Source organism: Ureibacillus thermophilus (assembly GCF_004331915.1).
Classification (GTDB): Bacteria; Bacillota; Bacilli; order Bacillales_A; family Planococcaceae; genus Ureibacillus; species Ureibacillus thermophilus.
This window is the reverse complement of sequence record NZ_CP036528.1, coordinates 2,055,651-2,070,535: the sequence shown is the minus strand read 5'-3', so window position 1 is coordinate 2,070,535 and position 14,885 is coordinate 2,055,651. Positions and strand designations below refer to the sequence as shown.

At 37.2% G+C, this 14,885-nt stretch carries 12 protein-coding genes; 4 read left to right on the top strand and 8 right to left on the bottom strand.

Annotated elements, in window-relative coordinates:
• Positions 1-130: 130 nt before the first annotated feature.
• The 4 genes from DKZ56_RS10255 to DKZ56_RS10240 all read right to left on the bottom strand — a co-directional run bounded on the left by DKZ56_RS10255 (position 131) and on the right by DKZ56_RS10240 (position 2,255).
• A complete protein-coding gene (locus DKZ56_RS10255; protein WP_208649898.1) occupies positions 131-559 on the bottom strand; it encodes an acyl-CoA thioesterase in 429 nt (142 codons plus the stop codon).
• Between the two features lie 241 nt (positions 560-800).
• Positions 801-1,379: a transcriptional regulator gene (locus DKZ56_RS10250; RefSeq protein WP_208649897.1), complete on the bottom strand. Its 579-nt coding sequence runs from the start codon at positions 1,377-1,379 to the stop codon at positions 801-803.
• Between the two features lie 118 nt (positions 1,380-1,497).
• Positions 1,498-1,794, bottom strand: coding sequence for a YxcD family protein (locus tag DKZ56_RS10245; RefSeq protein WP_208649896.1), 297 nt, complete (start codon positions 1,792-1,794; stop codon positions 1,498-1,500).
• The gene (locus DKZ56_RS10240; protein WP_208649895.1) at positions 1,782-2,255 is read right to left on the bottom strand and encodes a hypothetical protein; all 474 of its coding nucleotides are present in this window, start codon (positions 2,253-2,255) and stop codon (positions 1,782-1,784) included. Before DKZ56_RS10240 ends, DKZ56_RS10245 begins: the two co-directional genes overlap by 13 nt.
• Positions 2,256-2,502: 247 nt before the next feature.
• Between DKZ56_RS10240 and DKZ56_RS10235 the strand changes: the two genes are divergently transcribed.
• Positions 2,503-3,483 (top strand): diaminopimelate dehydrogenase, encoded by a 981-nt coding sequence (locus DKZ56_RS10235; RefSeq protein WP_208649894.1) that lies wholly within the window; start codon positions 2,503-2,505, stop codon positions 3,481-3,483.
• Between the two features lie 232 nt (positions 3,484-3,715).
• Here DKZ56_RS10235 and DKZ56_RS10230 read toward each other — a convergent pair whose 3' ends face one another.
• From DKZ56_RS10230 to DKZ56_RS10220, 3 genes are all read right to left on the bottom strand, one after another.
• Positions 3,716-3,859: a hypothetical protein gene (locus tag DKZ56_RS10230; RefSeq protein ID WP_172597780.1), complete on the bottom strand. Its 144-nt coding sequence runs from the start codon at positions 3,857-3,859 to the stop codon at positions 3,716-3,718.
• A 469-nt stretch (positions 3,860-4,328) separates the two neighbouring features.
• Positions 4,329-7,040 carry an aconitate hydratase AcnA gene (gene acnA / locus DKZ56_RS10225; RefSeq protein WP_208649893.1) on the bottom strand — a complete coding sequence of 904 codons (2,712 nt, stop codon included), beginning with the start codon at positions 7,038-7,040 and terminating at the stop codon, positions 4,329-4,331.
• A gap of 285 nt (positions 7,041-7,325) precedes the next feature.
• Positions 7,326-7,883 carry a hypothetical protein gene (locus tag DKZ56_RS10220; RefSeq protein WP_208649892.1) on the bottom strand — a complete coding sequence of 186 codons (558 nt, stop codon included), beginning with the start codon at positions 7,881-7,883 and terminating at the stop codon, positions 7,326-7,328.
• 296 nt (positions 7,884-8,179) lie between these two features.
• On the opposite strand from DKZ56_RS10220, the gene DKZ56_RS10215 reads away from it, so the two are divergent.
• The gene (locus DKZ56_RS10215; RefSeq protein WP_208649891.1) at positions 8,180-10,090 is read left to right on the top strand and encodes a right-handed parallel beta-helix repeat-containing protein; all 1,911 of its coding nucleotides are present in this window, start codon (positions 8,180-8,182) and stop codon (positions 10,088-10,090) included.
• 132 nt (positions 10,091-10,222) lie between these two features.
• Positions 10,223-11,335, top strand: coding sequence for a radical SAM/CxCxxxxC motif protein YfkAB (yfkAB, locus tag DKZ56_RS10210; protein ID WP_208649890.1), 1,113 nt, complete (start codon positions 10,223-10,225; stop codon positions 11,333-11,335).
• Positions 11,336-11,523: 188 nt separating this feature from the next.
• On the opposite strand, the gene DKZ56_RS10205 is transcribed toward yfkAB, so the two are convergent.
• Entirely contained in the window at positions 11,524-13,308 is a 1,785-nt protein-coding gene (locus DKZ56_RS10205) for a P-loop NTPase family protein (protein WP_208649889.1), read from the bottom strand.
• A 278-nt stretch (positions 13,309-13,586) separates the two neighbouring features.
• On the opposite strand from DKZ56_RS10205, the gene DKZ56_RS10200 reads away from it, so the two are divergent.
• Positions 13,587-14,600 carry a C39 family peptidase gene (locus DKZ56_RS10200; RefSeq protein ID WP_208649888.1) on the top strand — a complete coding sequence of 338 codons (1,014 nt, stop codon included), beginning with the start codon at positions 13,587-13,589 and terminating at the stop codon, positions 14,598-14,600.
• Positions 14,601-14,885 lie beyond the last annotated feature (285 nt).

The following is a 14,885-nucleotide window of genomic DNA, read 5'->3' as shown; positions in this document are numbered from 1 at the left end:
GGAGGCTCGAGCCGGGCCCGCGGAAAGCGTCCCCGGAACGGAAATCAATTTTAATAACATATCAAAAAAAACATCATTTTCTCTTTGGAGAAAGTGATGTTTTTTAGATTTGTCCCAGCCTCATGTATGATTAATCCTTTTTTGTTCGAGCAATTTCGTGGTATTTAGCGTCCCAACCTGGATCGATTTTTCTTAGTGGAACGGGTCTAAAATTTTCCTTTGTAACGAGTATATTAACCGTTGTTCCTGTCGCTGCAACAGAACCATCTTCATGCAAGATTTCATAGCCATAGATTGTGCGCAATTTATCATGCTGCTCCACCCAAGTACGAACAGTCGCCACTTGTCCATAACGCATGGCTTTTTTATATTGCACATTTAATTCAATGACGGGGGATACGATACCCATTTCCTCCAATTTGGCATAATCATAGCCTAAATCGCGGACTAATTGTGTTCTTCCAAGCTCCATCCACACCACGTAATTTGTGTGGTAGACAACCCCCATCTGATCCGTTTCCGCATAGCGGATTTCTACTTGTTTTTCGCTGATAAACATAAAATCACCTCTTCACAAGTATACATCAATGAAAAAAAGGTGCAAATGAACATCTCATTTTTTTCCAACTATAGAACAACGCTTTGCTGGAAATAATGAGTATACGCAAACTATTTTTGGAATGTGGTAGCAAATGAATATAAAAATACTTTTCCGTCTGATTTCTAGCCGCTGGATCATTAAATATTACTTGAAAATAAAAAACTGATGTGAATGTATGCATTCCATCAGTTTTTTTATATTAAAATCCAATAAGTTTTCCAATTAATTGAAGATCCTTTAAAATATTTTCTTTATTTTTTTCCACATTTGTATACCACAAATTAATGACGTTGATGGCTTTTTCTTCAATTGGCTTCTTATTTTTAATAAGTGACACGATCGTATCAATAAATTTTGTTCGCTCTTCGTAATATTTCACGCGCTTCTCAAAATCTTTATTCACTTCCACTTGAAACACTTTGCCAAGGCGGAGGATGCCTAAATTCACATGCTGCTCTGAATAGAGGGTGGAACCAACATAAGCCAGCTTCTCATGAAAAGAAAGCGGCTCTTCTTTAAAATAAGTGGACATCAGATTTTCCACTTTTTCCGTCACAGATTTCAGCTTATTAACTTGTGTTGGAAACAGCTCTTTCGTTTGTTCAAAAATCGGCAACATTGCCAATGTATCATCAAATAATTCCTTCACTTGCTGAAGGCGTTCCGGTTCATGAGGCATGTTCAACTCATGATGAATCTTTTCAAACACATATAAACGCTGCAAGTAGCCTGTCAGTAAAACAATTCCGTTATAGGCATTTTTAGCATCTACTGTCATTTGTATCCCACTTTCTCAAATCTCTTTTCTTGAACATAACATAAATTGTCAGAAAACAAAAGTAGATATTTTTGCTAAGCAAAAAAAGAAGGAGGTGCCAACAGGCGACGCTCCCCCTTTAATCCCATTCGACATTGGCGATGATTCCTTCTTCATCATGTAGATCTAAAAGTATTCGAGCCGACATGGCATCTTTTTGCAACTGTTCTTCAATATAAAGACGAATGGCTGTAATGAAATTCACTGTATTATACGGTTCCATTTCGCCGTTTACATACGCTTCTGCTGTAAAGCCCCGGTCGTCGTCATACAACAACTCGACTTCCACATCTTCCGGATTCACATTTTTAAATTTTGCATGGAATAGGCAAACAGCATCAACAATTTCTTGTTCTGATAAAGTTATCTTCTCCAATGTTCCGTAACCTCTTTCTCATTTTTGCGTTTTAGCATGAAGTAAATTTTCATGATGAGGTAGGCAATTAATAGAATAGCACCAAGATTAATCATAAATCCTAAAATACTTCCAAGAATCCCCAAATTGCTAAATAAGCTTCCGAACAATAAGCCGGCAAGTCCGCCTACAAGAAGCCCTTTCCATAATCCGCCTTTATTCGTAGAAGTTTTATTTGTAGAAGTTGCAGCTTTATTATCTTTTTGGTTTGTAGTCGATTTATTTACAGTATTGTTATTTGTGTTGGCATCATCGTTTGTAACGCGGTTATTATTCGGTGTAGATGTTCCGCTAAATCCTTTTTTGCCGGATTTATACGATTTAGCTTCCACTGTATAATCTCCGCTGTCATGTAAAACAACTGCACCGACATTAGAAAATACTAATGCGAAGGCTAGCAGCACCGCTGAAAGTTTTTTCATCAAGAATCCTCCTATTTAATTCTTATATGTTGCACACAACTAGTATATCAAAATATGAATAACGAAAAAACTAAAAGCACTACCTATTTCTATTATTTCCTTGGTGCGAAACTTTATCATATTCGTCATTTAGTATAAAAAAAATATAATTTTATGCAAATCATTGTATGAATATTTATTGTATAATATTCATCCACGAGGTAATATAAAACATATACTTGTTGTTCTTTAGGAGGAAGGAGTCATTATGAGTAAAATACGAATCGGGATTGTTGGATATGGAAACTTAGGCCGTGGTGTTGAAGCAGCAATTCAACAAAACCCAGATACTGAATTAGTTGCAGTTTTTACGCGACGCAATCCACAATCAGTAACAATTAATTCAAATGCGAAAGTGCTTCATGTGGATGATGCCCTATCTTATAAAGATGAAATTGATGTGATGATTTTATGTGGCGGTTCTGCAACAGATTTGCCAGAACAAGGACCATATTTCGCACAATATTTCAATACTATTGATAGTTTTGATACGCATGCAAAAATTCCCGAATATTTCGATGAAGTGAATGCAGCTAGTGAAAAAGCAGGAAAAGTAGCCATCATTTCCGTTGGTTGGGATCCAGGTTTATTCTCTTTGAATCGTTTGATTGGTGAAGCGGTATTACCAGTTGGAAATACATATACATTCTGGGGCAAAGGGGTAAGCCAAGGCCACTCTGATGCTATCCGCCGCATTGAAGGTGTTAAAAATGCCGTGCAATATACAATTCCAATTGAAGGTGCAGTCAATCGTGTGCGCAGCGGAGAAAATCCTGAGCTTTCCACTCGCGAAAAACATGCTCGTGAATGTTTTGTAGTATTGGAAGAAGGTGCAGATGCTGCGAAAGTTGAACACGAAATTAAAACAATGCCAAACTATTTTGATGAATATGATACAACTGTACACTTCATTTCAGAAGAAGAGCTGAAGCTAAATCATAGCGGCATGCCACACGGAGGATTCGTCATCCGAAGCGGCGTAAGCGGATTAGGAGATAAACAAATTATCGAATTCAGCTTAAATCTTGAAAGCAATCCAACATTTACATCAAGCGTTCTTGTTGCCTATGCACGCGCAGCATACCGATTGAATCAAAATGGAGATAAAGGTGCAAAAACTGTTTTCGATATTCCATTCGGTCTGCTATCACCAAAATCTCCAGAACAATTAAGAAAAGAACTTTTATAATCCGAATAAGAATCAAAGGGGGGCGTCTAAAAAAGTGAACTGCTTCCTGTCAAGTAGACAGTGTAAAAAATAAAAATGTTACTAAGCGGCTTGAGCCCTGTATTCTAAGGGACTTAAGCCGTTTAATTTTTATGTTTATGTCCCAGCTTCCTATTTCGATCGAGTAGGAGGGAGTGATTAGCTCCCGTCCTCTCACACCACCGTACGTACGGTTCCGTATACGGCGGTTCAATTAAGATAATTGACGCAAGTTTTCATAACTTCCGTGAATAGCTTGTCTTCTTATGCCAGTGGTCACTCCACCCTCCAAGAGGTCTCCCACGGGATTCACCGCTTCCTTCCTCAAGTGAGGTACTACGTTTTCTGTGTTCATCATGACTCACTGAATGCCAAGGGCTATTCTCTCTTAATTGTTCGGTCCTTCTCAGTTGTTCTAGACCAACTAATACTATGACCTCTGCTGACTTCTGACGGTTCAGCTACTTATCGCTAAGTAGGTTATGAAGCGTACTTCACCTATCCGCCAGACCTCCCCGGGTAAGTACATGCACTTTCACACCATCTATCCGCCTCATCTACTCGATATGACCTTCGACAGAAAGAGCTTTGTTTTGTTTGGCAAACTCACTCAATCATACCTAGCCTTATATGAGGTTCGTGTTCCTCGGACCGGTGTTTTGCCTCCAGCTTCCTTCAGATTCCGCGTCACCACGGACACCCTTGCTCTTGGCTAACCTCTACTTCTGTCTTCGGGGTTCGGGACTTACACCCTATAGTTCATGTACATGCCGGGCGCACCAAAAAAGCAGGTTGAACAAGTCAACCTGCTTTCATATTGCTAGAAATTACTTTCCAGCTAATTTGTTTCTTAATACCATTTGTAGGATACCGCCATGACGGTAGTAATCTACTTCTACTTCTGAGTCGAAACGAGCTAATGCTTTAAACTCAGTTACTTTGCCGTCTGGAGAAACTGCAGTTACTGTTAAGATATCGCGAGGTTTTACATCGTCTGTTAAGTTAACAGAGATTGTTTCATCTCCTTTTAATCCTAAAGTTTCTGCGTTTTCGCCAGGCATGAATTGAAGTGGTAATACACCCATCATTACTAGGTTAGAACGGTGGATACGTTCATAGCTTTGTGCGATAACTGTTTTAATACCAAGCAAGTAAGTACCTTTTGCAGCCCAGTCACGGCTGGATCCCATACCGTAGTCGTTACCAGCAAGAACTACAAGACCAGTTCCTTGTTCTTGGTATTTCATAGCTGCATCGTAAATATACATGACTTCGCCAGTTGGCCAGTAAGTAGTGAATCCACCTTCAGTACCAGGAGCAATTTGGTTGCGGATACGGATGTTTGCAAATGTACCACGCATCATGACTTCATGGTTACCACGGCGAGAACCGTAAGAGTTGAAGTCACGGATTGCAACACCTTTTTCTTGTAGGTATTTACCTGCAGGAGTATCTTTACCAATTGCACCAGCTGGTGAAATGTGGTCAGTTGTAATAGAATCCCCAAACTTCGCAATTACGCGCAAGCCTTTAAGCTCTTGAATTGGAGCTGGCTCTTTAGAAAGACCTTGGAAGAATGGCGGGTTTTGGATGTAAGTTGAATTTTCATCAAATGTGTATAGAGACTCAGTTGATGTTTCAATTGCATTCCATTTTTCGTTTGCAGTGAATACTGTTTCGTATTCTTTTTTGAACAATTCAGGTGTAACAACTTTATTTAAGATAGCGTATACTTCTTCAGATGATGGCCAAATATCATTGAAGAATACGTCGTTACCGTTTTTGTCTTTAGCGATTGGATCTTTTTGTAGGTCGATATCCACTGTACCAGCTAAAGCATAAGCAACAACAAGTGGTGGAGATGCTAAGTAGTTAGCTTTTACTAATGGATGAACACGGCCTTCGAAGTTACGGTTACCAGAAAGTACAGAAGTTACGAACAAGTCTTTGGATTTGATCGCTTCTTCAATTTCTGGAAGCAATGGACCGGAGTTACCGATACATGTTGTACAGCCGTAACCTACAGTGTTGAATCCGATTTGGTCTAAGTAATCTTGTAGACCAGAATCTTTTAAATAACCTGTAACAACTTTAGAACCAGGTGCTAATGAAGTTTTTACCCATCTTGGTGGTTTAATGCCAAGTTCAACTGCTTTTTTCGCAACAAGACCAGCAGCGATTAGTACGTATGGGTTAGATGTGTTTGTACAAGAAGTGATAGCAGCGATTGCTACAGCACCTGTAGGCATTTCTAATTCTTCGCCATCAGCAAATTTGATTGTTGAAGTTTTGCTGAATTCATCTTCTGTTAAACCGAAACCTTGAACGCCCATTGGAGCAACTACTGCTTCACGGTAGCGTTTTTTCATTTCTGAAAGTGGAATTAAGTCTTGTGGACGTTTTGGACCAGAAAGGTTTGGTTCGATTTCGTCTAATTTAATTTCTAATACGTCAGTGTAAACTGGTTCGAAGTTTGGATCGAAGAACATATTGTTTTCTTTTAAGTATTTTTCGATTAATTGTACATGTTCTTCATCACGGCCAGTTAAGCGCAAGTAGTTAAGTGTTTCGTTGTCAATTGCGAAGTAACCGCAAGTTGCACCGTATTCTGGAGCCATGTTGGAAATTGTTGCACGGTCTGCAAGTGGCAATGTAGCTACGCCAGGGCCGAAGAATTCAACGAATTTACCAACTACGCCGCGTTTACGCAATACTTGAGTTACTTTCAACGCTAAGTCAGTTGCAGTCGCGCCGTTTGGAAGTTTACCAGTTAATTTAACACCGATAACCTCTGGAATTGTGAAGTAAGATGGTTGTCCAAGCATACCAGCTTCTGCTTCGATACCACCAACACCCCAACCAAGTACGCCAAGACCGTTGATCATTGTTGTATGGGAGTCCGTACCAACTACAGAATCTGGATAAGCTTCGAAAGAACCGTCTTCGTTTTGTTTAACGTGAATAACTGGAGCTAAGTATTCCAAGTTTACTTGGTGTACGATACCTGTTGCAGGTGGAACTGCACGGAAGTTATCGAATGCAGTTTGAGCCCATTTTAAGAATTTGTAACGTTCAGCGTTGCGTTCAAATTCTAAATCCATGTTTGCTTGTAGAGCGTCTGGAGTACCGTATTTGTCTACTTGTACAGAGTGGTCGATTACAAGGTCAACCGGAATTTCTGGATTGATTTTTGATGGGTCTCCACCAAGTTCTTTCATGGCAGAACGTAAAGAAGCTAAGTCTACAACTACAGGAACACCTGTGAAGTCTTGTAGAACGACACGAGAAGGTTTGAATGGAACTTCACCTTCTGGATCTGCTCCTTCTGCCCATTTTGCTAAGTTGTTTACGTGTTCTTCTTTGATTACATAGTTATCATATTGACGTAAAACGGATTCTAATAAAACTTTGATGGAATAAGGTAGGCGTGATACGTCTGCGATGCCTGCTTCTTTTAATGCTTCTAAACGGTAATAGTAGTAAGTTTTACCGTTCAGTTCAAAAGAAGCACGGCTGTTGTGTAAGTTGCTCTTTGTCATATGTAATCCCCCTATATTAATTTTGAAAAGGCTTCCTAGTTCTTTTCTCCATGACCAATCATAACTTACTTATCTTCATAAGTAAATTACATTAAAATTATGTTTTGTCATTAGAGATTTTTATTGAACTTGATGACCAATACAATTTTATTCCAAAAGATTCAACATTTCAATCATGTTGTGAAAAATGAATATTTTGGTTACCCTTAATTATAGTTTATACTTAAGACTTAAAAATTTAAAGACACTTTTTATGAATCATTATTCCCTTTTTAGTATAAATTATTAAAAAGATAATTCGCTCGTGATTTCACCTTTTTCATCCATCACTTTTATATGAAAATGCTCTGTCTCTTCAAATTCTTCCAAATTTACATACCAAATGGAATATCCAACCACGCCATATAATTCAAGGGTGTTTGTCGGCAATGAGGAAAGTTCTATAAAAACCACCTTTTTGCCATTTACCTCCACTTCGGCTTTCCCTTTTCGATTCATCAATCCAAAAAGAATCTTTTCATCTGAATAAGCTGAAGCAATTTTATTTTCCTCTAAAGAATCGGGCAATTTGGCAGAAATAAATTCTCCCCTCGTCCAGCCTTTAAAGTTTTTCTTCACAACCACTGTGCCAAATTCATTCCCATTGGATAAAAAGAAATACCGTTGTTCTTTTTCGCTTTTTGGCCCTTCAATCCATTCATAATCCCCATCTTTTGGCAGCGCTTCTTCCGGCTTATCAAATCCGTCTCCTGAAAAATGAATGACGAATTGTTGGAATAGAAAAGCTAAAAGAATCACCACTGCTGCAAAAAGTATGATTCGTGTCAAACTTTTTTTCTTCAATATTCCCCCTCCTTTCCTTCTATATTTAAGGAAAAACTTTAATATAAATTTTTGCCTTTTCATAAAATGAAACATATTCAACAGTTCCAAGCCAGCATTATGCCCCAACGATTTCTTCATTATAAAACGATGCAAAATGCCCCCTCAATTTCCCCAACTATAAGCTCAATTACATACCATTTTAGCGAAATCCCCTATCCACTACATTATTTTTTACTCCATTTCATCAAAAAAAGGAATAGAATTCCATTTTTTTAGTGAGAATAGATGTACGAAAAGCGTTGAGGAGGGGTAGGATGATTCGTTCAATCTACAACATGATATTTTCAAAATGGAAAACTTTAAAAAATGCTTTAGTTCAAGCAAATCAAGGTGAAGAGATACAACTGCAAGGAAAAAAATATAAAGAATCCATTCAAATCAATAAAGATGTCACAATCATTGGGGATAAGAACGGGCAAACAATACTTGAAGGAATGTTCATCATTCCAAAAAACATACGGGTAACTTTTCGCAATGTGACGATCACTGCGACCGCTCCATTATACATTGAAGGAGAAGCCCTTTTCGAGCAATGCACCATAAAGGGAAATATAGATGTATTAATGAATGTCAATGGCGGCTATGTAAAAGGGGTTGACAGTGAATATAAAAAAGCGAAAGAAGCTGCCATTGCATTATTAAATAATGCTAGCGGCGTTTTTATTCAATGCAACTTTCATCATAATAAAAAAACCCATCTTCTTATAAAAAACTCAAAAGCTTTTTTAGAGGAATGCAAATATTCCTATGCAATAAAAGGTCTATGGATTGCCGATCGAAGCTTCACCCAAACAAAAAAATGTCATTTTTTTCAACATTCCGAATCACAAATTTTCGTAGAACACTCCACTTACTTTGATTTTCAAAGTTCAATGGAACGCGGCGAAAAATTTGGCATCATTGCAAAAAATGATTCAGATATAAATTTGCATTCAACAAAGCTGTTTTCTCATGCTTCCACTCAGCTGTTCATTGACAACAGCAGAGTGAATGGAAAACATTGCACCATCCAATATGGACATGAATGTGGTTTCATTTTGCAGGAAGGCGAAGGGTTTTTATCCTATTGCGAAATTTCCAATCATCCAAACAACAATGTGGTAGCAAAAAAATCTCTATTACACGTTGAACATTGCCAAATTCATTCAGGCAACGAAAGTGGTTTAATTGCCAGCAAAGAATCCATTGTCAATTGCTGTGAAACACTTATTAAAGACCATTTATCTACTCAAGTCATCATAACGGAAAAATCCATTTGTTCCATGAAAGATAGCTTCATTACAAACGGCAGGCATGTAGGAGTATGTGTAGAAAAAAAATCGGAATGTATGCTTATGGCTTGCCATATTAATCAAAACAACAATTCTGCCTTCAATGTAGACCGAGCCGCCTTGAAAGTATACCGCTGTGAAATTTCTGAAAACAATGGGAACGGAATCCTTGCTATCACCCATTCGAAAGTGGAAGTGGACAGCTGCCTATTTAAGGGGAACCATATGCCTCATATAGCGAGCAAATCAAAAGTAAAAATCTATATTAGCCATTCGGACTTCCATTCCGGCAAAAGCCTTTATCTATTGCACCGGTGTGAATTACTGGCACAACACTCCAAATTCCATGACAGCATGAATGTACAAATTGAAATTACCGAGCACTCAACCGCCCAATTTGAACATTGCCAAATTTATAATGGAAAATCTTATGGAATCAAGGTAATCAAAAACTCTCATTTATTTTTCTATCATAGTCAGATATACGAACACGATCTTGCACAGATTGTAGTAAACGACAGTTCGGTCATTTTAAATAACTCGGAACTATACAAAGGAAAAAGGAATGGGTTATTTATTCAAAATCATAGTGAAGTGCATATTCAAGAAAGTTTTATTTCTAAACATTCGCAAGCTCAAATTTGGGTTGAACAAAAGTCCTCTCTGGAACTTTTAAGTGTGCAGCTGACCGATGGAAAACATTCCGACCTGCATGCACAAAACCTGTCAAAAGTCTATGTGGAAAATAGCATTATACGAAATGATCAGTATCGCTATAATGTGCAGGCATTAAACAATTCCATCATCGAAATTGTAAATACGATTGTTGAAAATAAATACGGCGATGTCTATTACAGCGAAAACAACAGTTCCATCAATAATTCCGATTATTGATGGAATTTTTTTGTAGAAAGAAGAAGATCTTGTCGTCATTTATGAAAAATGTTCTATTTAAAGCATTTTTAGTTTTCGAAATTGATAATCTATGAGAGAATAGGGAGTTGGAAAGGAAGAGATTCGAAAGCTATGACAACATTAGAAAAAATTACGCCAAATTATGATCCATGGGAAAGTTATTTAGATGTTGAGCAATATGGAAAGTTGGTATTGTCCAATATAGAATTTACAACAACTTATTTATGCAATATGCGGTGTGCCCATTGTGCAGTCGGCTACACGCTGCAAACAAAAGATCCGGATGCATTGCCCCTTGAATTATTGTTAAAACGATTGGATGAAATTCCAACGTTAAGGTCTTTAAGCATAACTGGCGGAGAACCGATGTTGAGCAAAAAATCCGTCCAACAGTATGTAAAGCCTATTTTGCAATATGCCCACAATCGGGGCATCCGCACGCAAATCAATTCGAATTTAACCCTTGATTTAGAACGATATTTAGAAATTGCGCCATACCTCGATGTTCTTCATATTTCCCATAACTGGGGAACGATCGATGAGTTTGTGGAAACCGGTTTTGCCATGATGGAACGAAAACCAACCTACGAACAACGGGCAAAATTATTTGAACGAATGATTGAAAATGCCAGAGCATTAAGCGAACATGGCGTAATGGTCTCTGCGGAAACAATGTTGAACAAAAAAACGATTCCTTATCTCGAACAAATCCATCATCAAGTCGTACATGAGATGAAATGCAAGCGACATGAGGTGCACCCTATGTACCCATCAGACTTCGCAAGTTCTTTAACGAGCCTTTCACTAGATGAAATTCGGGAAGCGATTCATCATTTGCTTGATATTAGGGATGAAAATACATGGATGCTCTTTGGAACCCTTCCTTTTTACCCTTGCAGTCAGAAGGAAGAAGATTTGGCATTGTTAAAACGATTAAGAGAGGCCAAAAATGTGACGGTTCGAAACGATCCCGATGGCCGTTCCCGCTTAAATGTCAATATTTTTACCGGCGATGTGATCGTGACAGATTTTGGTGACACTCCTCCACTCGGAAATATTCAAACAGATTCATTGATAGATGTATTTGATCGATGGCTGGAGTCCGATTTAGCCAAATCCTTAAATTGCCATTGCCCAGCTGTAAAATGCTTAGGACCAAACGTACTTGTAAAAAATATGTACTATCCTAATGCTACCTTTACTAGCGGCTCTGCCTTGAAATAAACATTAGGGGCTGTCCAGAAAGTGTAAAACTTTCTGGGCAGCCCCATTTCTAATAGTAAAATTCTTTGAAAATTCTTTGCTCCTGAAATGGTCACATTAAACGCGCCTCCTCGTCGCAATTTATCTGCAGCTAAACGTGTGCGACAGCCGCAAAGGAGGCGTCCAAAAATTTCTTTTCAGACGCTCCCTTATGGTTTTTCAATATCCAATATATGCTGTATATCAATCGGTAAAGGTATTGGAGGAATATCAGAAATAATATCCGTTTCCGTTAAATGTAACGTTTCAAAACGATATTTTTCTTTAAAATCAACCTTAATGGAAAAATTTTGTCTCAACGATTCAAGGGAAAGAGTTGATAAAAATCCTTCCCCTAATAACTGAACTTGTGAAATATGGTCAATTATTGCTAAAATCTGTATTCTTTCATCTTCAGAAAAAGCGGATGACGCCTCTTCGAAAATTTCCTTTAGTTCTTTTTGGAGAAACTCCTGCATTTCAAAAATACATTCAAATTCCCTTATTTTTTGGACATAGTTTTCAATATTTTTTAACTCTTTGTTATGTATATATTTTAAATAAAGAGCCTTTTTCAAAATTTTCTCTAGTTGTTGCTTCGTTGATTCATTAATGATGCGTTGAATGGTACATAAATCATTCAATAAATCCAATTCAATGCGTTTTATGGCATTATAAGTTTCTTTACAATTTCTTTGCATTTGATTCAATAGCTCCGCTTTGTTTAGCAATAATTCTTCGGCCTTTACATGGTCCAATTTATTGCGAAGCAATTTTTTCTTCCATTTTTCGAATTGTTGTTGTTCCATGACATATTCCGTGTAGAGAGTTCTATATTCTCTCACTTTTTCAAGATACTTTAATGTAAGAGCGACAAATAAATCCACATTTTCATCTTGTAAATATGGTTCAAGTTCAATGACTTTCAATAATTGATAAAGAGTTTTTACATCTTTTAACATTTGGCTTACATGGGCATATTCTTTTTCATACGCTAATAAAATCTTCACATTTTTCTCCAACAGTGAACGTCCAATGGAATGTTCAAAATCAGCATATTCTTTCAATCGGTTTTGGGCGGATCTAAAAGGTTCCCGCTCCGGAATTTGCTTCACTTCCCCTTCAAGGAGTTCTAACCATTGTTTTATTCGGACTGCCATATTTTTTTCTCTATTATTTTTTCCAATGCACAATTGATTGATTTTATTGGTTAAATCATGCATATGGCTGTCAATATAAAGCTGCATTCGATGGGAATTTTTCGATTGCAGCGCCTGCTTTGAGGAAACGCCGATAAACTCTTCCACAAATTGTCCGTACCTTTCTTTTCCCCTTTTAATGGATTGCAAAAGTTGGTCCTCATTATATTCCATCATATTAATAATCATATATGGTTTGATTCCATAATGATAAATTCCCTTCATCACTTTTAATTCATCATTGCCGATACTACCGCTGCTTGATACCCAAAAAACTTCATCCGCCCGTTGAATGAATGATTTTGTAACATTTTCCAAAGAAATCGCATTCATCAATATTGCATTTTTTAATAAATCACATGATAAATATATTTCTATGTGATTTATGTAGGTTTTCAAAATTTCCCCAATATAAGTATTTTTTTCTGTGAAAAAATATAAATGCCTCATTTCGAAGTCTGCTACCGTTCCATCCACAAATACTGCCCGTATAAATTCTTTTTCTCCGTACCGAATAAAAATGTGAACGTACGCATCATTCTTTTCAGTCAATAACTTTCGACCGATTAGTGCATTAATAAGGGAATTTTTTTCTTCACTTTCGCTGCCGATAAATAAAATTCGATAAGACGACTCAGCATCTTCCAGAAGCTGTTTTAATTTGTTGGACGTGTCTCTTATATATGAATTTTTTTCAATAATGGAAGAAAGAATTTTTAATTTTCCGACCATTCCCATTATGTTTTCTTCTTTCATATAATCCATCCTTTTTAGTTTTCTATTGTATAATTATATATAGTTTCTTCGTTTGTTAATTATTTGTAATGTAAAATGAGCCGCGTTGCTTACCGATTTTTATAAAATTAGTTACTTCCTAATATGAGAATTTTTGAAAAGTAAAAAATGGATAGTATTTTTTTATAGATAAAACAAACACTAAAACAAACTTTTTAGGAGTATTTCATTATAAATTCTGTAGGTAAAAATAAGCATAAATACGGTTTTTGAAAAAGGATTAGGAGTTGCATTATGAAATGAAAAAACATCCCCTTTTGTTCGTTGGTATGTCCTTTATTTTGCTGACAGGCTGTAATTCAGCGGTAGAAAGTCAACAATTGAATACATCCGGTAAACAGCAATATAGCGCATTAAATCTTTCCGAAGAATCATCTCAAGTTTTAACCGTTCAAACGGTAGAATACTCAAGCCAAGAAGGTATCGCTAATTTAGGAGTTGTATTGCTTGATTTTGAAACAAAGCAAGAGATTGAACGAGGGATTGCCGATAAAAAAGGAATGGTGCATTTTGAACAAGTGATTCCGGAACAGCCTTATGATATTGTCATTTACCGTATTTTGGACAGCGGCGAATGGATGGAGCAATCCCAGGAAACAATTGTATTTAATCCGAAAAAGCCTGTTGTGCAAATTCAGACGTTCAATACTTCTCCGAAAGAAGGGTTAAAAGTTCCGGTCGTGTTGCAAAACCCTGAATTCCCAAATGGATGTGAAGTAACTTCCCTGACCGCCATCTTAAATTACTACGGCATTAAAATCGATAAAATGAAAGTCAATGACTATTTGCCAAAATCCAAAGTGTATACAAAAAATGGGGTTATGTACGGACCAGATCCAAATAAGGCTTATGCCGGTAATCCGAAAAAGAAAGATGGCGGGTATTATGTTTATGCACCGCCACTTGTGGAAGCGGCAAACCAAATTTTAGCGGAAAATAATGCAGATTTTCGTGCAATGGATATAACGAAAGCAACAAAAGAAGAACTGATCAATTATGTAAAATCTGGCGTCCCGGTTTTAACGCTAGTTACGATTGATTGGAAGAAACCAACAACATTGGGGTATTGGATAATAGATGGAACGAAGAACAAACATAACATTTATAAAAATTTACATGCCGTTGTGATGACAGGTTATGAAAATGGAAAAGTAACGATTATGAATCCTTTAAAAGGCATCGAAAAAATTGATGAAAACACATTTTTCCGTTCTTATGAACAATTAGGCTCTCATGCGTTAGTTGTTTTATAAATGAGAAAAGCCAATAATTCATTTCCTTCATAGTAAACCCGAATTCAAACGACGCATTTCAACCAATCGCACCTCCCTGTAAGATAGAGTTATCGATTACAGAGGAGGTGTTTTTGTTTGGCAATTGAAAAACTAAATATCGTACCTGTCAAATTGGAATCTGATTCCGATTCAACTTCAACCTCAACGAGTCGTGGTCCTCTCAGACCTGTATGTGTTATTCAAGCAACGGATTTGAAAATCTCCTTTTACCCCGGGGTAAAACCTCACATCATCCAAACGGTC

What these genes read in the sequence shown, in the direction of transcription:
- DKZ56_RS10255 (WP_208649898.1), bottom strand. Translation starts at nt 559, where the DNA reads ATGTTTATCAGCGAAAAACAAGTAGAAATCCGCTATGCGGAAACGGAT.
- DKZ56_RS10250 (WP_208649897.1), bottom strand. Translation starts at nt 1,379, where the DNA reads ATGACAGTAGATGCTAAAAATGCCTATAACGGAATTGTTTTACTGACA.
- DKZ56_RS10240 (WP_208649895.1), bottom strand. Translation starts at nt 2,255, where the DNA reads ATGAAAAAACTTTCAGCGGTGCTGCTAGCCTTCGCATTAGTATTTTCT.
- DKZ56_RS10235 (WP_208649894.1), top strand. Translation starts at nt 2,503, where the DNA reads ATGAGTAAAATACGAATCGGGATTGTTGGATATGGAAACTTAGGCCGT.
- DKZ56_RS10230 (WP_172597780.1), bottom strand. Translation starts at nt 3,859, where the DNA reads ATGATGAACACAGAAAACGTAGTACCTCACTTGAGGAAGGAAGCGGTG.
- acnA (WP_208649893.1), bottom strand. Translation starts at nt 7,040, where the DNA reads ATGACAAAGAGCAACTTACACAACAGCCGTGCTTCTTTTGAACTGAAC.
- DKZ56_RS10215 (WP_208649891.1), top strand. Translation starts at nt 8,180, where the DNA reads ATGATTCGTTCAATCTACAACATGATATTTTCAAAATGGAAAACTTTA.
- yfkAB (WP_208649890.1), top strand. Translation starts at nt 10,223, where the DNA reads ATGACAACATTAGAAAAAATTACGCCAAATTATGATCCATGGGAAAGT.
- DKZ56_RS10205 (WP_208649889.1), bottom strand. Translation starts at nt 13,308, where the DNA reads ATGAAAGAAGAAAACATAATGGGAATGGTCGGAAAATTAAAAATTCTT.
- DKZ56_RS10200 (WP_208649888.1), top strand. Translation starts at nt 13,587, where the DNA reads ATGAAAAAACATCCCCTTTTGTTCGTTGGTATGTCCTTTATTTTGCTG.